22 protein-coding genes are annotated in these 22,600 nt (G+C 70.0%); 8 read left to right on the plus strand and 14 right to left on the minus strand.

Annotated elements, in window-relative coordinates; translation table 11 throughout:
• The first annotated feature begins 71 nt into the window (after positions 1 to 71).
• Positions 72 to 1,301 carry an ATP-binding protein gene (locus tag P0Y48_12345; GenBank protein ID WEK13234.1) on the plus strand — a complete coding sequence of 410 codons (1,230 nt, stop codon included), beginning with the start codon at positions 72 to 74 and terminating at the stop codon, positions 1,299 to 1,301.
• 52 nt (positions 1,302 to 1,353) lie between these two features.
• On the opposite strand, the gene P0Y48_12350 is transcribed toward P0Y48_12345, so the two are convergent.
• From P0Y48_12350 to P0Y48_12360, 3 genes are read right to left on the minus strand one after another with little or no spacing between them, the layout of a single operon-like run.
• On the minus strand, positions 1,354 to 3,297 hold the full coding sequence (locus P0Y48_12350; protein WEK13235.1) for a YhgE/Pip domain-containing protein: 1,944 nt from the start codon (positions 3,295 to 3,297) through the stop codon (positions 1,354 to 1,356).
• Complete coding sequence (locus tag P0Y48_12355) at positions 3,294 to 3,968, minus strand: hypothetical protein (GenBank protein WEK13236.1); 675 nt, start codon at positions 3,966 to 3,968, stop codon at positions 3,294 to 3,296. The genes P0Y48_12350 and P0Y48_12355 overlap by 4 nt, the downstream gene beginning before the upstream one ends.
• Positions 3,968 to 4,585 (minus strand): helix-turn-helix domain containing protein, encoded by a 618-nt coding sequence (locus tag P0Y48_12360; GenBank protein ID WEK13237.1) that lies wholly within the window; start codon positions 4,583 to 4,585, stop codon positions 3,968 to 3,970. Before P0Y48_12360 ends, P0Y48_12355 begins: the two co-directional genes overlap by 1 nt.
• A 329-nt stretch (positions 4,586 to 4,914) precedes the next feature.
• Here P0Y48_12360 and P0Y48_12365 point away from each other — a divergent pair, with 329 nt between their 5' ends.
• A complete protein-coding gene (locus P0Y48_12365; GenBank protein WEK13238.1) occupies positions 4,915 to 5,211 on the plus strand; it encodes a GIY-YIG nuclease family protein in 297 nt (98 codons plus the stop codon).
• Between the two features lie 414 nt (positions 5,212 to 5,625).
• Here the strand turns inward: P0Y48_12365 and argG are convergent, their stop codons facing one another.
• From argG to P0Y48_12390, 5 genes are all read right to left on the minus strand, one after another.
• Positions 5,626 to 7,068: an argininosuccinate synthase gene (gene argG / locus P0Y48_12370; GenBank protein WEK13239.1), complete on the minus strand. Its 1,443-nt coding sequence runs from the start codon at positions 7,066 to 7,068 to the stop codon at positions 5,626 to 5,628.
• A 168-nt stretch (positions 7,069 to 7,236) separates the two neighbouring features.
• Positions 7,237 to 8,058 (minus strand): MetQ/NlpA family ABC transporter substrate-binding protein, encoded by an 822-nt coding sequence (locus tag P0Y48_12375; protein WEK13240.1) that lies wholly within the window; start codon positions 8,056 to 8,058, stop codon positions 7,237 to 7,239.
• 24 nt (positions 8,059 to 8,082) lie between these two features.
• Positions 8,083 to 8,841 (minus strand): ABC transporter permease, encoded by a 759-nt coding sequence (locus P0Y48_12380; GenBank protein WEK13241.1) that lies wholly within the window; start codon positions 8,839 to 8,841, stop codon positions 8,083 to 8,085.
• Complete coding sequence (locus P0Y48_12385) at positions 8,838 to 9,824, minus strand: ATP-binding cassette domain-containing protein (protein ID WEK13242.1); 987 nt, start codon at positions 9,822 to 9,824, stop codon at positions 8,838 to 8,840. Before P0Y48_12385 ends, P0Y48_12380 begins: the two co-directional genes overlap by 4 nt.
• 269 nt (positions 9,825 to 10,093) lie before the next feature.
• On the minus strand, positions 10,094 to 10,783 hold the full coding sequence (locus tag P0Y48_12390; GenBank protein WEK13243.1) for a Pr6Pr family membrane protein: 690 nt from the start codon (positions 10,781 to 10,783) through the stop codon (positions 10,094 to 10,096).
• 158 nt (positions 10,784 to 10,941) lie between these two features.
• On the opposite strand from P0Y48_12390, the gene P0Y48_12395 reads away from it, so the two are divergent.
• On the plus strand, positions 10,942 to 12,228 hold the full coding sequence (locus tag P0Y48_12395) for an adenylosuccinate synthase (protein WEK13244.1): 1,287 nt from the start codon (positions 10,942 to 10,944) through the stop codon (positions 12,226 to 12,228).
• Between the two features lie 6 nt (positions 12,229 to 12,234).
• Complete coding sequence (locus tag P0Y48_12400) at positions 12,235 to 13,293, plus strand: beta-propeller fold lactonase family protein (protein ID WEK13245.1); 1,059 nt, start codon at positions 12,235 to 12,237, stop codon at positions 13,291 to 13,293.
• Here P0Y48_12400 and P0Y48_12405 read toward each other — a convergent pair.
• Complete coding sequence (locus P0Y48_12405) at positions 13,290 to 14,477, minus strand: AI-2E family transporter (protein ID WEK13246.1); 1,188 nt, start codon at positions 14,475 to 14,477, stop codon at positions 13,290 to 13,292. The two genes, P0Y48_12400 and P0Y48_12405, sit on opposite strands and share 4 nt — an antisense overlap.
• Positions 14,478 to 14,569: 92 nt before the next feature.
• Between P0Y48_12405 and P0Y48_12410 the strand changes: the two genes are divergently transcribed.
• Complete coding sequence (locus tag P0Y48_12410) at positions 14,570 to 14,893, plus strand: chorismate mutase (protein ID WEK13247.1); 324 nt, start codon at positions 14,570 to 14,572, stop codon at positions 14,891 to 14,893.
• 33 nt (positions 14,894 to 14,926) lie between these two features.
• On the opposite strand, the gene P0Y48_12415 is transcribed toward P0Y48_12410, so the two are convergent.
• Genes P0Y48_12415 through P0Y48_12425 form a run of 3 tightly spaced genes read right to left on the minus strand, consistent with a single transcriptional unit; the run spans position 14,927 to position 16,919 of the window.
• Positions 14,927 to 15,613 (minus strand): hypothetical protein, encoded by a 687-nt coding sequence (locus tag P0Y48_12415; protein ID WEK13248.1) that lies wholly within the window; start codon positions 15,611 to 15,613, stop codon positions 14,927 to 14,929.
• Entirely contained in the window at positions 15,610 to 16,524 is a 915-nt protein-coding gene (locus tag P0Y48_12420; protein WEK13249.1) for an ABC transporter ATP-binding protein, read from the minus strand. Before P0Y48_12420 ends, P0Y48_12415 begins: the two co-directional genes overlap by 4 nt.
• A complete protein-coding gene (locus P0Y48_12425; GenBank protein WEK13250.1) occupies positions 16,521 to 16,919 on the minus strand; it encodes a GntR family transcriptional regulator in 399 nt (132 codons plus the stop codon). The genes P0Y48_12420 and P0Y48_12425 overlap by 4 nt, the downstream gene beginning before the upstream one ends.
• A 359-nt stretch (positions 16,920 to 17,278) precedes the next feature.
• Between P0Y48_12425 and P0Y48_12430 the strand changes: the two genes are divergently transcribed.
• The 3 genes from P0Y48_12430 (at position 17,279) to P0Y48_12440 (ending at position 20,541) form a co-directional block, all read left to right on the plus strand.
• Positions 17,279 to 18,610, plus strand: coding sequence for a glycine betaine/L-proline ABC transporter ATP-binding protein (locus tag P0Y48_12430; GenBank protein ID WEK13251.1), 1,332 nt, complete (start codon positions 17,279 to 17,281; stop codon positions 18,608 to 18,610).
• On the plus strand, positions 18,610 to 19,533 hold the full coding sequence (locus P0Y48_12435; protein ID WEK13252.1) for a proline/glycine betaine ABC transporter permease: 924 nt from the start codon (positions 18,610 to 18,612) through the stop codon (positions 19,531 to 19,533). Before P0Y48_12430 ends, P0Y48_12435 begins: the two co-directional genes overlap by 1 nt.
• 114 nt (positions 19,534 to 19,647) lie before the next feature.
• A complete protein-coding gene (locus P0Y48_12440) occupies positions 19,648 to 20,541 on the plus strand; it encodes a glycine betaine ABC transporter substrate-binding protein (protein ID WEK13253.1) in 894 nt (297 codons plus the stop codon).
• 80 nt (positions 20,542 to 20,621) lie between these two features.
• Here the strand turns inward: P0Y48_12440 and P0Y48_12445 are convergent, their stop codons facing one another.
• Both P0Y48_12445 and P0Y48_12450 read right to left on the minus strand, forming a co-directional pair.
• Positions 20,622 to 21,362: a hypothetical protein gene (locus tag P0Y48_12445; GenBank protein ID WEK13254.1), complete on the minus strand. Its 741-nt coding sequence runs from the start codon at positions 21,360 to 21,362 to the stop codon at positions 20,622 to 20,624.
• A 32-nt stretch (positions 21,363 to 21,394) separates the two neighbouring features.
• Positions 21,395 to 22,399, minus strand: coding sequence for a hypothetical protein (locus P0Y48_12450; GenBank protein ID WEK13255.1), 1,005 nt, complete (start codon positions 22,397 to 22,399; stop codon positions 21,395 to 21,397).
• Between the last annotated feature and the right edge of the window lie 201 nt (positions 22,400 to 22,600).

Genomic DNA, 22,600 nt, shown 5'->3' on the forward strand with positions numbered 1-22,600 from the left:
GCTGTCTTTATCGACGTATGCTGACTTTAGGGAAATCGACTAAAACGGACTAACGTCGATAAACTCACTCCATGCAGGCTCTGACCAACCCCTACACCCCGAATGCCGGCGCCGAACCACAAGCGGTGGTAGGACGCGATGACCAGCTCGGTTCGTTCGACCTGCTCCTCGCCCGCATCGAACGAGGCCGCACCGAACAGTCGATGATCATCACGGGCCTGCGCGGGGTAGGAAAGACGGTGCTCCTCGGCCAGTTCCGTGCAAAGGCGCTTGCGCGCGATTGGGTGGTCGTTGAACTCGAAGTGAGCAAGAACGACGAGAACCACTTTCGCAATGCGCTCGCCACAAAACTCAGGACCGCCCTGTTCGAGTTGTCTCCGAAAGCGCGGTGGACGGACCGGTTCACACACGCTGCGCAGGTACTGCGGTCGTTCACCGTCAGCGTCGATGCCTCCGGCACCTGGTCCGCCGGCCTCGATGTCGATGCTGCTGAGGGTTATGCGGACCACTCGAACCTTGCATTGGACGTCACCGATGTCTTCGTAGCCCTAGGGGAAGCAGCGCAAGAACGCGAGCGAGGAGTCGTGCTCCTCCTGGACGAGGTGCAGTTCCTCAGCAAGCCTCAGCTCGAGGCCGTCATCGAGGCGCTGCACAAGATGGTCCAGCGGAAGCTCCCGGTGACAATGGTGGGCGCCGGTCTACCGCAGATCGCGGAGCTCGCGGGCGATGCGAAGTCCTACGCGGAGAGGTTGTTCAAGTTCCCTTCCATCGGAAATCTTGGCGAAGACGACGCCAAGGCCGCCCTCACCAAGCCGGCTGCAGAGGAGGGGGTCAGTTTCGAGAACGGCGCACTGACAAAAGCCATAGAGATTACGGGAGGCTACCCGTACTTTCTCCAAGAGCTTGGATACGCGGTCTGGACAGTAGCCGAAGGACCGAGAATCTCTGTCGACGACGTCGTGCTGGCCGTGCCCGGCTACGAGGCCAAACTCGACGAGTCCTTCTTCCGCGTCCGCCTCGATCGTGCCACTGAGATGCAGCGCGCCTACTTGCGTGCGATGGCGGAACTCGGTCCCGCTCCCCAAAAGGCATCCGAGGTTGCGGACGTCATGGGGCGGACGTCTCAGAATCTCGGTCCTACACGGGCCGAACTGATCAACATGGGACTGCTGTACACGCCCGAGCACGGATATGCCGCATTCACCGTCCCTCACTTCGACAAGTTCCTCATCCGGGCAGTGCCGACGTTGGAAGTCCCGCCGCTGAGACCGAGACCACCGAAGAATTCGAGGTCGCGCTAAGCACGCTCAGCCGGGCCGCGGGCACGTGGACGCGTGCGTCTGCGGGCGCGCGTCAGCCGATGAGGCTCGGCTGCAGATCGCGCAGGGTGCGGCGGTGCGTCATGCGGGCGACGCCCGCGATCGCCACCCCGAGCGCGGCACCGAGCCACAGCAGGAGCACCGCCACGTCGCCGGCGACGCGGTCGAGGGCACCCCCGTACATCAGCTGGCGCATGGCATCCACGACGTAGCCCATCGGGAGCACGTGATGGAGGGCGGCGAGCGGGCCGGGGAGGGTCTGCCACGGGAAGGTGCCGCCGGCTGTGACCAACTGCAGCACCATGAGCACGAGCCCGACGAACTGACCGACCGAGCCGAGCCACACGTTCAGCGCCAGGATGATCGCCGCGTAGGTGAACGACGCGAGCACCAGGATGCCGAGGGTGCCGAGCGGGTGGGCGAACCCGAATCCCAGGGCGAGGGAGAGCACCCCGAACAGCACGATCATGCCCACCGCGCCGAGGAGGGCGGGGGTGAGCCAGCCCGCGAGAGCGATCCGGACGGGCGAGCGCAGCGCCGTGACGGCGCGACGGGAGACCGGCTTGACGATGAGGAACAGGGCGTAGATGCCGATCCACGCGGCCAGGGCGGCGAAGAACGGTGCGAGCCCGGCGCCGTAGTCCGACGCGTGCGCGGTGCTGCTGCTGTCGACCGCGACCGGGTCGGCGATCGTCTCGGCCTGCGCGGCGCGGAGGTCGGCCGACGCGTCGGGGAGGGCCGCGACTCCGTCGGCGAGTCCCGCCCGCAGCTCGTCCGCGCCGTTCGCGAGCGTGCTGAGGCCCGCGCGCAGACGCTCCGCCCCCGCGTCGAGTCGCGCCGCCCCGTCGGACAGCTCGGACGTGCCGGATGCCAGTCGCCCCGCGCCGTCCGCGAGCTCTTCGGCCCCGTTGGACACCTGCGCCGAGCCCGACGCGACCTGATCGGCGCCGTCGGAGACCTGGGCGGCACCGGAGGCGAGGGCGTCGACCTTGCCGACGGCGGCGTCGACGCGGTCGGCGCCGGTCGCCAGCGCGTCGCCGAGCGGGTCGAGTTCGGCGAGCACCGCGGCGACCTCGGATGCCGAGAGCCCGTGCTCGGTGAGCGCACGCTCGATGTCGGCCCGCGCGTCGGGGAGGAGCCCGACGGCGCGATCGACGGCGTCGCCGGCGCGGTCGGCGTACCCGGCGAGGGTCGCCGTGCCGTCGGCCACCTGCTGGGCGCCGTCGGCGACTCGGGCCGCTCCCGACGCGACGCGCGCCGAACCCGACGCGAGCGTGTCGGCACCGTCGGCGAGGGTCTTCGCCCCGGTCGCCGCCGTCTTTGCTCCCTTCGAGAGTTCGCCCGCGCCGTCGGCCAGCGTGGTCGCGCCGGCGACCGCGTCGTCGGCACCGTCGGTGAGCTTCGTCGCGCCGTCGGTGGCCGTCACGAGCTGCGCGCGGATGTCGGCGATGCCGTCGAGCAGGCGTCCGGCTACTTCCTCACCGACGAGTTCGGCGACCGAGCGTCGGATCTTCTCGACCGCCTGCGAACCGATCGACGACGCGAGGTAGTTGTTGGCGTCGTTGGTGGACAGGACGATCGTTGCCTGGTGGGGGTCGTCGCCGCCGGCGCTCGTGAGCGCGGCGGAGAAGTCGGCGGGGAGTGTCACGGTGAAGTCGACATCGCCGTTGCGGAGGGCATCGGCGGCGGCGTCGGCCCCGAGGAGCTGCCAGTCGAACGCGCCGCCGTCGAGCAGCTGGTCCGCCACCTGCGCACCGTAGTCAGCGGCATCCTGATTCGCGGATGCCGGCACGCCCGCGTCGAGGTCGACCAAAGCCACCGGCACGTCCTCGAACTTGCCGTACGGGTCTTGATTCGCCCACAGGTACAGGCCGCCGTAGAGCACCGGCACGAGCGTGAGCGCAATGAGCGCGATGACTGACATGCGGGTCGCGGTGAGGCGACGGAACTCCGCCGAGATGAGCGCGGGGATCTTCATCGCGCACCTCCCGCGATCCGCCCGCGGACGCCTCGCAGGCGCACGCCGCTGGCACGCGGCCGACGGCGACGCGCCGAGCCGGTGGTCTCCGCGACGACGGCCGCTGCCGTGCGCCCCGCGATGACGAGCACCGCGAAGCCGCGATCGGCGAACTCCTCCACGAGCGGCCACCACTGCGCGGGTTCGGCGCCGTGGCGGTCGGGAGAGACGAGCACGAGACCCTCGATGCCGGGGCGGCGGGATGCCAGCTCCAGCAGCACGCGCAGTCGGTCGACGGGGGCGACGTCGGCGATCGGAACTCGCGAGAGGTGACGGAGGCCGTGTTCGTCGAGCCACCGTCGGGCCGCGAGCGGGTCGGACGGGAGGCCGGCGAACATGAGCTCCTCGCCGACCACACCGGCCAGTGCCACGTCGGGCGCGGGTTCGCTCACGTCGGGCGCATCCACCAGGGCGGTGCGACGACGGAGGTCGCGCGGCACGGCGCGACCGTCGATCGTGACGCGGCCCGTGTCGGGGCGCATGCGTCCGGTGGCGATGAGACCGAGCACCGTGGGGCGCTGCTCGGTCTCGGCGATGGCGAGCGCGGCGCGGCCGCTGCGGTAGCTGAGCGTGGTGTCGGGCAGTGCGAGACCGCGCCGACCCTTCGAGACGTCGGCGAGTTCGACGAGCATCAGGGCTCCGTATCGAGAGAGAGGAGGACGGCATCCGCTTCGCGCCACGACAGGCCGGCGATCGACAGCACGGCACGGACGGCGAGGAGGCGGGCGTCGGGGGAGGAGGCGTCGAGGCGGGTGACGACGACGCGCGCCGTCTCCTCGATGAGTCGCGCGACCGTCGGGCCGGCGACGTCGGTGCGAAGCATGCCGTCGGCCTGCCCGCGCCGGACGAGCTCGGCCACCGTGCGCCGCAGCGGAGCGAGGGCGGCGGCGGTCCACTCGACGTGCGTCTCATCGAGGGCGAGGGCGGCGGCCACCTGGACGTGGGCCGCCTCCGTCCACAGTCGATCGGTGAGGCGAGCCAGTGCGAGCGGTGCGGGGTCGGTTCCGTCGACGGCGTCGGCGATCGCGTTGAAGCGCGGAGCGCCGGCGTCGATGAGTTCGCGCAGGAGTGCGTCGCGGTCGTCGAAGTGGCCGTAGAGCGCGCGCCGCGTCAGGCCGGCGGCCCGGGCGATCGTGTCGATCGACGCGTGCGGGTCGTGGGCGAGGGTGGTGGCTGCCGCCGAGAGGATTCCTGCGCGGTTGGCCGCGGCATCCCTTCTCGGGCGACGCGCCGGCGCGGTCGTGCTCATGGCTCCAGCGTACGAAACTACACATGCGTGTGCAAGTTATCTGGGCGAACTCTCAGCGATGCGCGTGCGGCGCCGCGTTTCGGTCGTTGAGCGAGGGCGTGCGGCGCCCGAGACGAAACGGTGGTGGGGCGGGGTGCGGCGCTTCGTCTCGCTGCGCTCGCTCAACGACCGGGCGAGGCGGGTACCGGGTGCGGCGTTTCGTCTCGCTGCGCTCGCTCAACGACCGGGCGAGGCGGGTACCGGTCGTTGAGTGAGGGCGCGCAGCGCCCGAGACGAAACGGGTGTGGATGAATGGAACCGATGCCCCGCGGCATCCGTACGCTCATCCGATGCCGTACGTCTATATGCTGCGCTGCTCCGACGGGACGCTCTACGTCGGGAGCACGCATGACCTCGCGCGGCGGCTCGCGCAGCACCAGGCGGGAGAGGGCGCGGCGTACACGCGACGTCGACGTCCGGTCGAGCTGTACTGGTCGAGCGAGTGCGCGCGCATCGATGAGGCGTTCGCGTGGGAGAAGCGGCTGCAGGGATGGAGTCACGCCAAGCGCATCGCCTTTGCGGAGGGTGGACTGGATGCCGTGCGCGGCTGGAGCGCCGCACATCGCCGCCGTTCCCCTGGGGACTGAGCTGTGGGGTGGTGCGGCGTTTCGTCTCGCTGCGCTCGCTCAACGACCGGCCGGGGTGCGGTGGGGTGTCGGTCGTTGAGCGAGGGCGCGCAGCGGCCGAGACGAAACGGTGGTGCGGTGGGGTGCGGTGGGGTGTCGGTCGTTGAGCGAGGGAGCGGAGCGGCCGAGACGAAACGATGGTGCGGTGGGGTGCGGCGTTTCGTCTCGCTGCGCTCGCTCAACGACCGGGCGTGGCGGGGGCGAGGTGCGGCGTTTCGTCTCGCTGCGCTCGCTCAACGACCGGGCTGCGCTCGCTCAACGACCGGGCGTGGCGGGGGTGGGGTGCGGCGTTTCGTCTCGCTGCGCTCGCTCAACGACCGGGCTGCGCTCGCTCAACGACCGGCCGGGGCGCGCCCGCTCGACGACCGGCGGGGATCAGTCGGCGCCGAAGTCGAACGACGCCGACTCGGATGCCTCGTCGAGCGCCTCGGCGAGCTCCTCGCGCTCGGCGTAGTACGGCCGCGCGTGGCCGGTGATCTCCGCCGACTCGCCTGACACCAGCTCGCCCACGAGCTCCGCCGTCGCGCCACCGATGAGACCCAGGCCCGCGTACTGCTCGAGACGGGCGCGGGAGTCGGCGATGTCGAGGTTGCGCATCGTCAGCTGCCCGATGCGGTCGGTCGGGCCGAAGGCCGCGTCGCCGACGCGCTCCATCGACAGCTTCTCCGGCGAGTACGACAGGTTCGGGCTGGTGGTGTCGAGGATCGTGTAGTCCTCGCCGCGGCGCAGGCGCAGCGTGACGGTGCCGGTCACGGCAGACCCCACCCACCGCTGGATCGACTCGCGCAGCATGAACGACTGCGGCTCGAGCCACCGCCCCTCGTACATGAGCCGGCCGAGGCGGCGGCCCTGCTCGTGGTAGGTCGCGAGGGTGTCCTCGTTCAGGATGCCGTTGACCAGACGCTCGTACGCGATGAACAGCAGCGCCATTCCGGGGGCCTCGTAAATGCCGCGGCTCTTCGCCTCGATGATGCGGTTCTCGATCTGGTCGCTCATGCCCAGGCCGTGGCGACCGCCGATCGCGTTCGCCTCCTGGACGAGGGCAACGGCATCCGCGAATTCCACGCCGTTGATCGCGACGGGGCGTCCCGCCTCGAAAGTGACCGACACGTCTTCGGTGGCGATCTCGACCGACGGGTCCCAGAAGCGCACGCCCATGATGGGCTCGACGACCTCCAGCGACACGTCGAGGTGCTCGAGGGTCTTCGCCTCGTGCGTGGCCCCCCAGATGTTCGCGTCGGTCGAGTACGCCTTCTCGACCGAGTCGCGGTAGGGGAAGTCGTGGGCGACGAGCCACTCGCTCATCTCCTTGCGACCACCGAGCTCCGTCACGAAGTCGGCATCCAGCCAAGGCTTGTAGATGCGCAGCGCCGGGTTGGCGAGCAGGCCGTAGCGGTAGAACCGCTCGATGTCGTTGCCCTTGTAGGTGGAGCCGTCGCCCCAGATGTCGACGCCGTCCTCCTTCATCGCGCGCACGAGCAGCGTGCCCGTGACGGCGCGGCCGATGGGCGTCGTGTTGAAGTACGTGCGCCCGCCGGAGCGGATGTGGAACGCGCCGCACGCCAGCGCCACGAGACCCTCTTCGACGAGGAGCGGCTTGCAGTCGATGAGACGCGACGCCTCGGCGCCGTACTGCAGGGCGCGCCCGGGGATCGAGGCGATGTCGTCTTCGTCGTACTGACCGAGGTCGCCCGTGTAGGTGAAGGGGACGGCGCCCTTGTCGCGCATCCACGCGACGGCGACGGAGGTGTCAAGGCCTCCCGAGAAGGCGATGCCGACGCGCTCGCCGACGGGCAGGGACTGGAGGACCTTCGACATGGGATCAAGTCTACTGAGGCATCCGCGTTCGCTCCGGCCTCGTGACGGTCGCTCGTGACGGTAGCTCGAACGTGACGCGACGCGGCGCGAACGCGTTCGCCGGCGCCGAACCGCGGATGCCGTGGAGATGCACCCGCACTTCGACGCCGGCGAAGGGGCGATGCGGTGTCAGTCGGTCACGGGGACGACGAGGCCGCCCCAGGTCTCCTGCTCGTAGTCGGCGGCGTCCTGCGAGGTGAGGAGGTCGTAGAGCGCGACGATGCGGGGGTCGTCCTTGAGCTCCGGACGCGTGGCCAGCACGTTGTAGTACGGGCTGTCGGCGCCCTCGATGAGGATCGCCTGGTCGGCGGTGAGCCCCGCCGGCAGCGCGAAGCTGATCGTCACGAACGCCGTGTCGACGTCGGGAAGCGCCTGCGGCAGCGTCGCGTTCTCGATCTCCTTGAACTCGAAGCCCCGCGGGTTCGCCGTCACGCCCGAGAGGTCGACGACGTCGTCGGTCGCCTCGATGAGTCCCTCGGCGGCGAGCATCTTCAGCGCGCGCCCCTCGTTCGTCGGGTCGTTGGGGATCGCGATCGAGGCGCCGTCGGCGAGCTCGTCGAGGCTCGAGATCTTGGTCGAGTAGAACGCGGCCGTCGGCAGGTACGCCTCGCCCACGCTCACGAGGTCCTCGCCGGTGTTGGCGTTGAAGGTCTCGAGGAACGTCGAGTTCTGGAACAGGTTCGCGTCGATCGACCCGTCGGCCAGCGCCGTGTTCGGGGTGTTGTAGTCGGTGAACGGCACGAACTCGATCGTGAGCCCGAGCTCGGCGGCGCCGTTCTCGGCGACGTGCTTCAGGATGTCGCCGGCGGGCGTCTGCAGCGCGCCCACCTTCAGCGTGCCGAGGCTGTCGCCCGACGCGTCGGTGGCGGGCGCGGTGCCGCCCGCGCAGCCGGTGAGCAGGAGGGCGGCGGCAGCGGTCGCCGCCGCGAACAGGGGGAGCTTGCGAGTCATGGTGTGGTCCTTTCGGGATGCCGGTCAGGGAGCAAGGTGCGAGGCGCCGGACGTCGCGGGCGACGGGGCGAGGGCCGCGCCGCGAGCGCGACGCGGCGGGCGGGAGGAGCGGCGGGCGAGGCGGCGGGCGCCCCACGAGGCGAGCGACTGCAGGACCATCACGATCGCGAAGATGATGACGATCACCGAGACGATGTGGATCCAGCTGTACTGCTGGTAGCCGTAGCGGATGGCGACGTCGCCGAGTCCGCCGCCGGCGACCGTGCCGACCATCGCCGAGAAGTTGATGATCGAGGTCACCGTGGTCGAGAGACCGAGCAGCATCGGCGGTGCGGCCTCGGGCAGGAGCACCTTGGTGACCAGCTGCCATCGGCTCGCGCCGAGCGACGACGCGACCTCCAGCAGCCCCGGGTCGACCTCCTTGATCGCGATCTCGACCATGCGCGCGAAGAACGGGATCGCGACGACCGACAGCGGGACGATCGCGGCCGTCGGGCCGATGAACGTGCCGACCACCACTCTCGTGAACGGGATGAGGGCGACCATCAGGATGATGAACGGCACCGATCGGCCGAGGTTGACGATGAAGTCGAGGGTGCGGTTGATGACGACGCCGAGGCGCCTCGATCCGAACGGCGCCTCCAGGAAGCGTCCCTCCTCCGTGCCGACGAGCACGACACCCAGCGGCAGGCCGACGATCACCGTCGCGAGGAGGGCGAATCCGACCATGTACAGCGTCTGCCCCGTGGCGACGAGGAGCACCGTGAAGAGCTGATCGTTCACGCGGCGACTCCCGTCCGGAGCACCTCGACGAGGAGCCCCTGGCCGCGGAGGTCGTCGATCACGGCGGATGCCGCGGCATCCGGCACTTCGAGGCGCGTGCGCCCCGCCTGCGTGCCGCCGATCCGCTCGATCAGCGCCCCGAGGATCGACACGTCGAGGCCGTGGTCGCGGGCGAGCTGGGCGATCACCGGCCGGTCGGCGGTGCCGCCGGCGAACGTGATGTCGATCACCGTGGCATCCGGGGCCACCGTCGACGGGATCGCGCCGAGCGGGAACAGCTGGGCGGTGAGGCGGGAGCCGGGCGTGCGGATGATGTCGACCAGGCGGCCGCTCTCGACCACCCGGCCCGCCTCCAGGAGCGCGGCGGAATCGCACACGGTCTTCACGACGTCCATCTCGTGGGTGATGAGGAGCACCGTGAGCCCGAGTTCCGCGTTGATGCGGCGATACAGGTCGAGGATCGCGGTCGTCGTCTCCGGGTCGAGGGCGCTGGTGGCCTCGTCGGACAGCAGCACGCTCGGTCGCGCCGCAAGCGCGCGGGCGATGCCGACGCGTTGCTGCTGGCCGCCCGACAGCTCGTGGACCGACGCCTCGGCGCGGTGACTGAGCCCGACGAGATCGAGCATCTCGAGCGCGCGGGCCCGGCGCTGCTCCCGCGGCGTGCCGTCGAGTTCGAGCGCCAGTTCCACGTTGGCGCGTACCGTGCGGCTCCCCAGCAGGTTGAACCGCTGGAACACCATGCCGATGCGGCGCCGCGCGGCCCGCAGATCGGCGTCGCCGAGGGAAGTGAGTTCGGTGCCGTCGACCGTGACGGATCCGGCATCCGGTCGTTCGAGGAGGTTCACGATGCGGGCGAGCGTGCTCTTGCCGGCTCCGCTCTGCCCGACGATGCCGAAGATCTCCCCCGTGGGGATGGTGAGCGAGACGTCGTCGACGGCGGGGACGTCGCCGTATCGCTTGGACACGTGTTCGAGCGCAATCACGCGGGCAGGCCTCTCTGCGGGGGGTCGCGCCCGGTGGTTCGTCGACGCGTGCTTCGAGTCTCGCCGCCCGGCACCGCGCCGACCGAATCCCTGTTACGCCCTGTGTCGTTCCTACTGGACACACGGCCCGCCGCGTCGGGCGGGTTCGCGAACGGCGTCGCGGCCGCGTTCGTCCGCGCCGAGCCGCGGGTGGCATCGACAGCCACCCACGAGACGGCGCCGGCGAAGGCCGCGCGTCGGCGAAGGCCGCGCGGGTCGAGGGTCGAGCGTCAGGCCGTGACGGATGCCGTCGTGCGGCGCCGGCCGATCCACACCGTGAATGCGCCCACCGCGACGAAGGCGAGCGAGATGACCACGATGTAGACGATCACCGCGGGCCAGCCGCCCGGACCGTTCGGGTTGAGGAACGGATACGGGTACCACCAGGGCTCCCCGTTGGCCGGATTGGTCACGAGGGGACCGCGCAAGAGGGTGTACGCGCTCCAGACGAGCGGGAACGCGAGCACCACCGCGATCGATCGCCACGGCAGTCCGCGCCGGCGTGGCGCGAAGAGCAGATCGAGGAGCAGGAACAGCGGGCCGATGAGGTGGAGCACCTCGTTCGACCAGGGCACCGGCTCGCTCCCCTGCGGCAGGGTGATGTTCCGCAAGAGGGCGTTATAGACGATGCCCGTGATCACCATCGCCGTGGTGGCGCAGGCCAGCGTCGTCGCGAGGGCCGGGCTCTCGACGGCATCCCGTCCGGCGCGCAGTCCGGCGATCCCCGCCCACAGGAGCGTCGTCGCGGCGAGCACGTTGGAGAGGATCGTGAAGAAGCTGAAGAAGTTGGCGATCACGGTGCCGAGGTCGCGACCCAGCTCGATCGTCGAGGTGATCGACGCCACCAGCTGCGTGACGACGGCCGCGATGATGACCACGCCCATCACGAGCCGCAGAACGGACCAGGTGTCGACGCGCATCCCCGCAGGCTACCGCCCCCCACGCGAACCGGTCGAGAGCGCGCATTCGGTCGTCGCGCGGCCGGATCCGCAACAGTTCGTGCAATCTCGGCGGCGGAAGCAATCACGGACGGCCCCGATAGAATGGGGACTCACCGTCCATCCACGGGGGAGCACCCATGCCAGGCATCGTCATCGTCGGAGTCCAGTGGGGGGACGAGGGCAAGGGCAAGGCCACCGATCTCCTCGGTGAGCGCACCGACTGGGTCGTGAAGTTCAACGGCGGCAACAACGCCGGTCACACGGTCGTCATCGGCGACGAGAAGTACGCCCTGCACCTGCTGCCGTCCGGCATCCTCTCGCCCGGCGTCAACGCCGTCATCGGCAACGGCGTCGTCATCGACCTCGAGGTGCTCTTCGCCGAGCTGTCCGCGCTCGCCGCCCGCGGGGTCGACACCTCCCGGTTGAAGGTGAGCGCGAACGCCCACGTCATCACGCAGTACCACCGCACGCTCGACAAGGTCACCGAGCGCTTCCTGGGCAAGCGCATGATCGGCACCACCGGCCGCGGCATCGGTCCGAGCTACGCCGACAAGATCAACCGCGTCGGCATCCGCATCCAGGACCTCTTCGACGAGAACATCCTGCGCCAGAAGGTCGAGGGCGCCCTCGACCAGAAGAACCACCTGCTGGTGAAGGTCTTCAACCGCCGCGCGATCACGGTCGACGAGATCGTCGACGACCTGCTGTCCTACGCCGATCGCCTGCGTCCGATGGTCTGCGACACGGGTCTGCTGCTCAACGACGCGTTGGATGCCGGTGACGTCGTCGTGTTCGAGGGTGGCCAGGCCACGATGCTCGACGTCGACCACGGCACGTACCCGTTCGTGACGTCGTCGTCGGCGACGGCCGGCGGCGCGGCGACCGGCTCGGGCGTCGGTCCGAACCGCCTCGACCGCATCGTCGGCATCGTGAAGGCGTACACGACGCGCGTCGGTTCGGGGCCCTTCCCGACGGAGCTGTTCGACGAACAGGGTGAGTGGTTGCGCACGCGCGGCTTCGAGTTCGGCACGACGACGGGACGCCCGCGCCGCGTGGGCTGGTACGACGCCCCGATCACGCGCTATGCGACGCGTGTCAACGGCATCACCGACCTGGTGCTGACGAAGCTCGACATCCTCACCGGCCTCGACCAGATCCCGGTGTGCGTCGCCTACGACGTCGACGGCGAACGCTTCGAGGAAGTGCCGGTCAACCAGAGCGACTTCCACCACGCGACGCCGATCCTCGAGTACTTCCCCGGGTGGAAGGACGACATCTCGAAGGCCCGCACCTTCGACGACCTTCCCCTCGAGGCGCAGGACTACGTGCTGGCCCTCGAGGCCATGAGCGGCACCCGCATCTCGGTCATCGGTGTCGGCGCGTCCCGCGACGCGGTGATCGTGCGCCACGACCTCGTCGACTGAGCCCCCGTGAGGTTCTTCGTCGGCGCCTACACCGCCGACGGTGACGGCGCGGCCACCGGGATCGGCGTCGTCCACGCGGGCGAGCCGGACGGTCCGCTCGCGGGTGGACAGCTCTCGACCGGTGCGGATGCCGTGCGCACCGGTGGGTCGCCGTCGTGGCTGGCCTGGCATCCGACTCTCGACGTGCTCTATGCGGCGCTCGAGCACGGCGGAGTGGTGCAGGCGTTCCGTCGCACCGGTCCCGATTCGTTCGCGGTGCTGGGCGAGCCGGCTGCCGTGGGGGAGCTCGTCTGCCACGTCGCCGTCGAGCCCGGCGGTCGCTGGCTGGTCGCGTCGTGCTGGGGCGACGGCCGGGTGGTACGGGTCCCGCTGGCGGCGGACGGCCGGGTGGGGACAGGCGTCGTCGCCGGGGCGGCGAACGATCCGTATGCCGCGTTCGACATGAATCGCCCTTCCCGCGCGCATCACGCCCGCTTCGTGGGGACGCGGACGGTCGTCACGACCGATCTCGGACTCGACCAGGTGCGTGCGTGGCATCCGTCTGCGGACGGACTTCGCGAAGTCGACCGGGTGGTGCTCCCGCAGGGCACCGGGCCGCGGCACACCGTGTGGCACCCCAGCGGTCACCTCTACGTCGTGACGGAGTTCTCGCTCGAGCTCTTCGTGCTCGCTCCTCCGTCGGACGGCGCCGGGTGGCGGCTGGTCGCCGCCGGTCCCGTCTCGCCCGGGGCGCTCCCCGGTGCGGATGCCGCGGCCGAGATCTCGCTGTCCGCCGACGCCGAGTTCGCCTACGTCGGGCTGCGGGGCACCGACACGATCGCGACGCTGCGCGTGCGCGGCACCGGCGCGACCGTGCAGCCCGTCGCCCTCGTCGAGAGCGGCGTGACCTGGCCACGGCACCACCTCGTCGCGCGCGACACGCTGCTGGTGGCCGGACAGCGCTCGGACGACGTGGCATCCCTCGCGCTCGATCTGCGCACCGGTATCCCGGGGCGTGTGCGCCATCGCGTGTCCACGCCGTCGCCGAGCCAGCTGCTCGCCGACCGGCCGGGCGCGGCGGGTTAGACCTTCGCGTCCTGGCGGGGGATCCACACCTTCTTCAGCACGAGCAGGAGCGACGCGGTCACGGGGATCGCGACGAGCGCGCCGAGCAGACCCATGAGGGTGCCTCCGACGAGCGCACCGATCACCACGAGCGACCCGGGTACCGCGATCGTCTTGTTCATGACGCGAGGGGTGAGCACGTATGCCTCGAGTTGCATGTACACGAGATACGCGGCCGCGAAGACGAGGGCCGACAGCGGATTCGTGAACAGGGCGACCACGGAGCCGATGCCCCAAAACAGCACCGTTCCGACCAGCGGGATGATCGTGATGCAGAACGACACGACGGCCAGCAGCAGCGGGAAGGGCAACCCGAGCACGGAGTAGAGGAGGAAGGTCACGAGGGAGTTGAAGAACGCGAGGATGATCATGCCCCCGAGGTAGCCGCCGACCGAGGCCGTGATCTCCTCCGTGAGCTCCGCCGTGAGGGGACGGTTGCGTGCCGGCACGAGACGGTAGAACGCCTGCTTGACCTCCGGCAGGGAGGCGAGGAAGTACAGGCTCAGCACGATGATGATGATGATCCCCGAGATCGTCGTGCCGATCGAGACGCCGATCTGCAGCACGCCGCCGCCGATCGCGGCGAGGTTCGCGGGGTCGCTGAGGAATCGCTGGATCTCGTTCAGCAGCGCGGGCACCTGGTCGCCGAACTGGTCGCGTGCCCACAGGTAGAAGTCGGTCTGTTGGAAGCCGGCGATCGTCGAGGGCAGATCGCGGATGAACTGGGCGATCTGACCCACGACCGTCGGGATGACCAGCCACAGCACGCCGACCATGACGATCGCGAACACGAAGTAGACGATGACGATGCCCCATGCCCGGCCGACACCGCGACGCTCCAGCCGGCGCACGAGGGGATCGAGGCCCAGGGCGGCGAACAGCGCGAAGGCGATGTAGATCCAGATGGTGGCGAGGTCGGCGATGGCAGACGTCAGCCCGACGGCCAGGAGACCGCCGAGGACGACAAGGAAGCCGAGCACGAAGGGCCGCTGGATGAGCGCGCCCACCGAACGCACGGGCTGCTCCGGGACGAGCAGCGCATCCGTCGGGGGCGCACCGTCCGCCGCTGCCGCAGGCGACGCGCTCGGACGGCGGCGCGACCAGCGGCGCGGGGAGGGTCCGGGCTCGGACGGGGCATCGGTCATGCGTCACACTCTAGGGGCGTCGGGGCGTCGGTGACCTCGCCGGGACGGTCGAGCCGCGGGGTGAGACGGTACGCTCGGGTCGGGGAGGACTCATGACGGACGACACAGCGGATGCCACGACCGCCACGACCGACGCGACCGCGAGGCTGCTCGGTCTGCGGGCGAGCATCGACAACATCGACGCGGCGCTCATCTTCCTGCTCGCCGAGCGTTTCCGCTGCACGAAGCAGGTCGGTGTGCTGAAGGCCGAGCACGGGATGCCGGCATCCGACCCGAACCGTGAAGAGCAGCAGATCGCGCGCCTGCGCCGACTGTCGGCCGAAGCCGACCTCGACCCCGAGTTCGCCGAGAAGTGGTTCAACTTCGTCGTCGCCGAGGTCATCCGCCACCACACGGCCGAGGCCGAACGCGACTGACGCGTTCGGCCCCGGTCCAACCCCTGACGGCGGTCAGGGAGTCGCCCGCCGGAGCGGTGCGAACGAGAAGGCCGCGATGACGAGGGCGACGAGGAGCGTCCAGGCGGCGATGCCCGCGGTGCCCTGCGTTCCGATCCACTCACCGACAGCGCGCCAGCCGTCGAGGCGCCCGATGAGCCAGCCCGACCCGACGAGCGCGAGCCCGATGCTCACGAGCACCACCGTGAGCCACACGCTGCCGAACCGCTTGTAGATGGTGGCCGAGCCGAAGCCGATCATGAAGAACACCATCGGGACCGCGAAGTACAGCAGCCATGCCGCCGCCGGCCCGGCATCCCAGATCCAGTCGACCGAGAAGTACCAGCCCTGCAGTCCCCACCCTCCGGTCGCCCGCTCGAGGAACGCGCCGCCGACGTAGAGCGTCGCCAGCAGCGCCGAGAAGAGCGCCGCCGTGAGCGTCGTTCCGAAGAAGTACTCCCGACGGGTGACGCTCATCGCCTGCGAGAACGGGAAGGTGAGCGTCAGCGACTGCACGCCGACGACGCCGAAGTACCAGTACACCGCCTGTGCGCCGCCGCTGTACTTCTGACCCTCGGCGGGCACCATCGACCAGATCACCAGGGTGAGCAGGAACGAGCCGGCCAGCACGATCAGCGGCACCCACACGTAGGTCTGCTTGTTGATCAGCTGCATGCGCACGACATTCCAGGTGCGGTTCACGACAGGCTCCCTTCCTTGACGCCGCGGTCGGCGGACGCGCCGGCCGCGTGCTGCGTGGTGCGGACGATCAACTGCTGGAGCGAGACCGGAGCGACGTCCAGTCCCTCCTCGCGGAGCCGGGCGTGGTCCGCCCCGGTGAGTTCGCCGAGGACCGTGACCGAGGCGACGCGGCCCAGGCTCTCGCGGTGGATCACCTCGCGGCCGGCGACGAACGCGTCGACCGCTGCGGCGTCGCCGACGATCGTCGCGGCGCGACCGCGCACGGCATCCGTCTCCTCGTCCATGATGATCCGGCCGCCGTCGATGACGATCACGCGCTCGAGGAGATTCGACACCTCGTCGATCAGATGGCTGGACAGGATGATCGTGCGCGGGTGCGCGGCGTAGTCCTCGAGCAGCCGGTCGTAGAAGAGCTGGCGGGCGACGGCATCCAGTCCGAGATAGGGCTCGTCGAAGAAAGTGATCTCCGCGCGGGATGCCAGGCCGATGATCACGCCGACGGCGCTGAGCTGGCCGCGCGAGAGCTTCTTGATCGTCTTGGTCATCGGCAGCTGGAAGTCGGCGATGAGACGATCGGCGAGGGCCTGGTCCCAGTTCTCGAAGAAGAGCCGCGCCATCTGGAACGCGTGGGCGGGCTTCGCGTCGTCGGGGTACTTCTGGCTCTCGCGGACGAAGCACATGCGGCGCAGCACCTTGGCGTTCTCGTACGGGTGCTCGCCGAAGACGCGCACGTCGCCGCTCGTGGCGAAGTTCTGCGCCGTGAGGATCGACATGACCGTGGTCTTGCCGGCCCCGTTCCGGCCGAGGAGGCCGTAGATCGTGTCCTTCTCGATCGTGAAGCTCACGTCGTCGGCCGCGACGGTGTCGCGGTAACGCTTGGTGAGGTGCTTCACCTCGATCACGCTGGTCATCGTGCGGTTCCTTCCGTTGCTGTCGTGTCGGTGGGCTGCTGCTGCGCCCGCTCCGCGAGGAGGCGGGCGAGGTCGTCGGCGGCGAGGCCCAGGGTGCGTGCTTCCGCCAGGAGGGGATCGAGGAAGCGCTCGACGAAGGCGGCACGGCGCTCGGCGAGGAGCAGCGCGCGGGCCCCCGGCGAGACGAACATGCCGATGCCGCGGCGCTTGTAGAGCACGCCCTTGTCGGTGAGCATCGCGATCCCCTTCGCCGCAGTGGCCGGGTTGATGCGATAGAAGGCCGCGAGTTCGTTCGTCGACGGTGCCTGCGCCTCTTCGGCGAGGGCTCCGTCGATGATCGAGTCCTCCACGCTCTCCGCGATCTGCAGGAAGAGCGCGCGTCCTTCTTCGATCATCCGTCACCTCTTGGGTTAGTTACTCGACTAACTAACCATGCAACGAAGACGAGACGATGTCAAGCGGTGTGCGCGGGATGCCTCGGTTTGCGGCCTTCGGTGAACCTCGTTACGTTGGAAAGAGGGCCGCGAGCATGCTCATCGGCCCCCGACGACCAGTCCGCGACCGCTCGATGTCGTGTCTCCGACACCATCCGAGCGGGCGTATGGTCGGCGGTCTGGGCGACAGACCCGATGTGTGTCGCCGGAGCGTGACGTCCCCCCGCGTCCGAGGATCGACGCGTGCGGCGGGTTGCGCCGATGACCGCCACCCGGGCGTAACCGATGCTGCCGCGCGCGCGGCCGCCGAGGTGAAGCACGTGACCGTTCCCCCGTCCCCCGAAGGCGCTCCCGCCCTCGAAGCCCAGGGCCTGTACAAGGTCTTCGGCCGCAATCCCCGCGAAGGCGTCCGCCGGCTCGAAGCCGGCCAGACCCGCGCCGACATCGCCGACGTCGGCACCGCCGCCGTCATCGACGCGAGCTTCACGGTGAACCCCGGCGAGATCTTCGTCATCATGGGCCTGTCCGGCTCCGGCAAGTCGACCATCATCCGCATGCTCAACGGACTGCTGCAGCCGACCGCCGGCCAGGTGCTCATCGGTGGCCGCAACGTCACGACCGCCGCGCCGGGCGAGCTCCGCGGCATCCGTCGCTCGTCGGTGTCGATGGTGTTCCAGCACTTCGCGCTGCTGCCCCACCTCACCGTGCTCGACAACGCCGCCTACGCGCTCGAGATCCAGGGCGTCGGACGCAGCGAGCGTCGCCGCCGTGCCCAGGAGATCCTCGACCGGGTCGGTCTCGGCGACCGAGCGGATGCCATGCCCGACGAACTCTCGGGCGGCATGCGCCAGCGCGTCGGCATCGCGCGCGCCCTCACGGCCGGCACCGACATCCTCCTGATGGACGAGGCCTTCTCGGCCCTCGACCCGCTCATCCGACGCGAGATGCAGGAGCAGCTCGTCGAGTTGCAGCGCGAACTCGGCCGCACGATCGTGTTCATCACCCACGACCTCAACGAGGCGATGTTCCTCGGCGACCGGATCGCCGTCATGCGCGACGGCCGCATCGTGCAGAACGGCACCCCCGAGGAGATCCTCACCGATCCTGCCAACGACTACGTCGCGCAGTTCGTGCAGGACGTCGATCGCGCCCGCGTGCTCACCGCCGGCTCGGTCATGGAGCCCCCGCACCTGACGACGCCCCTCACCGCCGGCGTCCGCGGCGCCCTGCGCACGCTGCGCGCGCAGCAGGCGGGCGCGGTGTTCGCGACCGAGAACCGCCGGCTCGTCGGCGTCGTCACCGACCGCGCCGTCATTCGGGCGGTCAAGGCCGGGCAGACCGACCTCCGCGAGATCGTCGACGCCTCGGTGCCCACCGTCGGTCCCGACGACCTCCTCACCGACATCGTCGAGACGGCCGTCGAAGCGACGGTGCCCCTGGCCGTCGTGGATGCCGAACGCCGCCTGCTCGGCGTCATCCCCCGCGTCACGCTCCTCGCCGCCCTTGGGAACGTGCCCGCCACGACCCGCGAGATGCCGATCATCCAGACCCCGATCGACCTGGTCGCCGAGTTCACCCCGCTCGTCGACGCCGCCGCCGGAAGCGCCCCCGCCGTGCCGGCGGAGCCCGCGCTGGACGGAGGTGCCCGCTGATGGAGCAGTTCGAATCGCTCATCCGGATCCCGCTCGGCCAGGCCGTCCGCGACGCCATCGACTTCCTCAAGGAGTACCTCGGCGGCTTCTTCGACGCCATCGCCACGGTCTTCTCCGCCATCTACGACGTCGCCTCCTGGGTCTTCACGACCCCGCCGTTCTGGGCCGTCATCTTCGTCTTCGCCGCGGCCGCCTGGCTCGTGAAGGGGTGGAAGCTGGCGGTCGGCACGGTGCTCGGCTTCGTCGTGATCCTCGCCGTGGACCAGTGGGAGAACGCGATGCTCACCCTGGCCCTCACGATCGTGGCCGTGCTCATCGCCACCGCCATCGCGATCCCGCTGGGCATCTGGGCCGCGCGCTCGCAGACCGTCTCGAACGTCGTGCGACCGATCCTCGACTTCCTGCAGACGATGCCCGCCTTCGTCTACCTGCTGCCCGCGATCTTCCTCTTCAGCGTCGGCGTCGTGCCGGGCATCGTCGCGACGATCATGTTCGCGATCGCCCCCGGCGTGCGTCTCACCGAGCTCGGCATCCGCGGCGTCGACCCGGAGGTCGTCGAGGCCGGGCAGGCGTTCGGCGCGACACCGGGCCGTGTGCTCCGCCAGATCCAGCTCCCACTCGCACTCCCGTCGATCATGGCGGGGATCAACCAGATCATCATGCTGTCGCTGTCGATGTCGGTCATCGCCTCCATGGTGGGCGCCCCGGGTCTCGGCCGTCCGATCGTGCAGGCGCTGAGCTCCGTCAACGTGCCGCTGGGCTTCGAGGCCGGCCTCGCCGTCGTGATGATCGCGATGATCCTCGACCGTCTCACGGGCGCACTCGGCACACGCCAGCGACCGCGTCGCCGTTCGGCCACGCCGTCGTCCGCGGCATCCCCTGGGGATGCCGGTGCCGACACGCGCGTTCCCGCGAACGCCTGACAGACCCCCCGACCGGCGGTGCGCGATCCGCGCCGCCTGCCCGTGGCATCCCTCGGGCATCCCCACACCCCGTGACGGCAGTCCTGCCACAGCACAGGGGAAGAAAGGAAGAACATGAAGAAGCGCCACCTCCTGAGCACCCTTGCGCTCGGCTCCGCGGCGGCACTCGCTCTCGCCGGCTGCGCCGGAACGGGCTCCGACGGCGACGGCGAGGCGGCCTCGAAGGAGGTCACCATCGGCGTCTTCAACGGCTGGCCCGAGGGCGAGGCCGTGTCGTACCTGTGGAAGCTCATCCTCGAGGACAAGGGCTACACGGTCGACCTCGAGTACGCGGATGCCGGTCCCGTGTTCCAGGGCGTCGCCGGCGGCGACTACGATTTCGCGCTCGACGGCTGGCTGCCTCTCACTCACGCGGCGTACTTCGAGCAGTTCGGCGACGACATCGTCGACCTGGGCTCGTGGAACGACGACGCGAAGCTCACGGTCGCGGTGAACGCCGACGCGCCGATCGACTCGCTCGAGGAGCTCGCGGGAGCCGCCGACCAGTTCGACAACCGCCTCATCGGCATCGAGCCGGGCGCCGGACTCACCGCCGCCACACAGAACGAGGTCATCCCCACCTACGGCCTCGACGGTATGGACTTCATCACCTCGTCCACTCCCGCGATGCTCGCGGAGCTCGACAGCAAGCTCGACGCCGGCGAGAACGTCGCGGTGACGCTGTGGCGTCCGCACTGGGCGTACGACGCGTACGACATCAAGGACCTCGCCGACCCGGAGGGTACCCTCGGTGCCGCGGAGTCGATCCACACGTTCGCGCGGAGCGGCTTCGAGACCGATCACCCCGAGGTGAACGAGTGGCTGTCGGAGTTCCGCATGGACAGCGAGGCGCTGTTCTCGCTGGAGAACGTCATGTACAACACGGGTGAGGACGTCACCGACTACACCGAGATCGTCCGCCAGTGGATGACCGAGAACCAGGAGTGGGTCGACACGCTCACTGCCTGACCGGCATCCGTCTCCGCCGAGCCGGCACGTTCCGCGCGAGCCGACACGATTCTCACGCGAGGATCGGGTCGGCTCGGTGGCTACGTGTCGGCTCGCGGTGCGTCGGGGGCGGGAAGCTCCGCCGCGATCTTGGTCTCGAGCACGACGATCGCCTCGTCCGACAGCGAGATGAGGCCGTCGAGTTCGCGCCGAGCCCGCTTGTAGGCGCTCTGCCGTTCGGCGGCCGTCGCGGCCTCGTCGGTCGCGACCGACAGCAGCTGCTTCGCGGTTGCGAGCCGCTTGCGCTCGGCCTCGCTCAGACCGCTCGTGCTCTGGCGCCGGGCGTCGCGTTCCGCCAGCTCGAAAGCGACCTCGTAGTCGGTCACCGCGGCGCGATACTCCGCCACCTGTTCCGGAGTGACCTTCGCCGACGCGGATGCCGGCCGCAGCCCGTCGGCGATCTTCTTCGACTTCAAGAAGGCGGCCGTGAGCGGCTGACGGCCGTCGCTCATCGCGGGATAGTCGATGAGCTTCGCGACGTCGAGCTCGTACTCGAGCCAGCGTGCCGTGACGGCGTCGTGCGTCCCGAACAGTCGGTCGAGCTGGTCGGGAAGCGGCGAGGGGCGGGTGATGGGCCGAGGCTCGGATGCCGTGGCCACCGGCTTGGCCCGCGCCGCCGTCGCGGCCGCCTTCAGCTCGCCCTTGATCTTGAGGATCTCCAGTCGCCGCTCGTGTCGGCGGCGCGAGGCGCGCTCCCACCCGCTCGCCACGGCACCGAACGCCGGGATGAGGGGGAACACGAGCCACCAGTACCCGCGCAGGAAATCGAAGAACGGCTCCACCGTGCCATGCTAACCGCGCGGGAGCGGACTACTCAGCGCGCGTCGGGGCCGGGCCGTCGGTCGCCGCGTGAAGGAACCGGCCAGACGCCCTCGTCGGGACCGTGCGGTTTCGGCGTCTTCAGCTGTTCGGGATTCGGCTGCGGAGTCGGTCCCGGCGACGGGTTCGGACGGCGCGAGTCTCCGGCGAGACGCCCGTCGAGCGCGGATGCCGCAGCCTCCGCGGCCCGGGTCAGCGCCTCCGCCGAACGCGACATGGCGGACTGTGCGATCGCCGACCACGGCGGCACTCCGGTCGACTCCGGAGCGGGACCCCGCGGGACGGAACCTCCCGCCGGTGCGGTGCCGGCGGCGCGGGCCAGCCGCCAAGCTTCCTGCTCGGCCGCGTCGAACGCGCGCTCGAGCCGCTGCACGGCATCCCGATACGCGGTGAACTCGGCCGCCGTGACCTGGGCACGGGTGCGGCGAGCGACCGTCGGGCGGAGCCGCTGAGCGTCGGCCTGCGCCGTGAGGAACGCCGCGGTCTGCGGATGGCGGGCATCGGTCATCGCGGGAAAGGCGAGCACGCGGGCGGCATCCGTCTCGTACTCCATCCAGCGGGCGGTCACCGCGTCGTGCTGTGCGGTGAGGCGCGCCAGGGGGAACTCGTCGGCGGGCGTCGCGGGTCGCGGGAGCGCAGCCCGGGCGGCCGTGACGCGGGCGCGAGCGGCGCGAAGAGTGGCAGCGGCGGCGCGTGTCTCCCGCTGCGCGGACTGTACGTCGGCGCGCGCGGCAGCCACGTCGGACGAGGTGGCCAGGGATGCCGTGCGCTCCGCCTGCGCCCGTGCCAGCTCGGCGCGGGCGACCCTCGCCGTGGCCCGCGCAGTGGCCGAACGCTGTCGCGCGGCGCGCAGCTCCTGCTTGGCCGCGTCGAACGCCAGCCGACGCGCGCGCTCGGTGCGCTGGTGCCGCAGACCGAACCATCCGAACGCGCCGGCGCCGATCACGGCCGGTCCGATCCACCAGAACTCGGCGATCGTCGTCCAGCCGATCGGGTCCATGACGCCATGCTAGCCAGCATGCCTGAATCCCGTCCGGGAGTCCGCCGCCCGCGGCATCCCTTGAGGCATCCGTTGTGGGCATCCCGTTCCATGTCCCACTTTCGGCTGCTTCAGGGCCGCGGGATGGACCGAATGTGGGACATGCCCCTGCACAAGGTGGGACATGGCCCTGCACAAACTGGGACATGCCCCGCACAAGGT

The organism is Candidatus Microbacterium phytovorans (assembly GCA_029202445.1).
In the GTDB taxonomy this organism is placed as follows: Bacteria; Actinomycetota; Actinomycetes; order Actinomycetales; family Microbacteriaceae; genus Microbacterium; species Microbacterium phytovorans.

Coding starts and splice junctions, on each gene's coding strand:
- P0Y48_12345 (WEK13234.1), top strand. CDS start 72: ATGCAGGCTCTGACCAACCCCTACACCCCGAATGCCGGCGCCGAACCA.
- P0Y48_12350 (WEK13235.1), bottom strand. CDS start 3,297: ATGAAGATCCCCGCGCTCATCTCGGCGGAGTTCCGTCGCCTCACCGCG.
- P0Y48_12355 (WEK13236.1), bottom strand. CDS start 3,968: ATGCTCGTCGAACTCGCCGACGTCTCGAAGGGTCGGCGCGGTCTCGCA.
- P0Y48_12360 (WEK13237.1), bottom strand. CDS start 4,585: ATGAGCACGACCGCGCCGGCGCGTCGCCCGAGAAGGGATGCCGCGGCC.
- P0Y48_12365 (WEK13238.1), top strand. CDS start 4,915: ATGCCGTACGTCTATATGCTGCGCTGCTCCGACGGGACGCTCTACGTC.
- argG (WEK13239.1), bottom strand. CDS start 7,068: ATGTCGAAGGTCCTCCAGTCCCTGCCCGTCGGCGAGCGCGTCGGCATC.
- P0Y48_12375 (WEK13240.1), bottom strand. CDS start 8,058: ATGACTCGCAAGCTCCCCCTGTTCGCGGCGGCGACCGCTGCCGCCGCC.
- P0Y48_12390 (WEK13243.1), bottom strand. CDS start 10,783: ATGCGCGTCGACACCTGGTCCGTTCTGCGGCTCGTGATGGGCGTGGTC.
- P0Y48_12395 (WEK13244.1), top strand. CDS start 10,942: ATGCCAGGCATCGTCATCGTCGGAGTCCAGTGGGGGGACGAGGGCAAG.
- P0Y48_12405 (WEK13246.1), bottom strand. CDS start 14,477: ATGACCGATGCCCCGTCCGAGCCCGGACCCTCCCCGCGCCGCTGGTCG.
- P0Y48_12410 (WEK13247.1), top strand. CDS start 14,570: ATGACGGACGACACAGCGGATGCCACGACCGCCACGACCGACGCGACC.
- P0Y48_12420 (WEK13249.1), bottom strand. CDS start 16,524: ATGACCAGCGTGATCGAGGTGAAGCACCTCACCAAGCGTTACCGCGAC.
- P0Y48_12425 (WEK13250.1), bottom strand. CDS start 16,919: ATGATCGAAGAAGGACGCGCGCTCTTCCTGCAGATCGCGGAGAGCGTG.
- P0Y48_12435 (WEK13252.1), top strand. CDS start 18,610: ATGGAGCAGTTCGAATCGCTCATCCGGATCCCGCTCGGCCAGGCCGTC.
- P0Y48_12440 (WEK13253.1), top strand. CDS start 19,648: ATGAAGAAGCGCCACCTCCTGAGCACCCTTGCGCTCGGCTCCGCGGCG.
- P0Y48_12450 (WEK13255.1), bottom strand. CDS start 22,399: ATGGACCCGATCGGCTGGACGACGATCGCCGAGTTCTGGTGGATCGGA.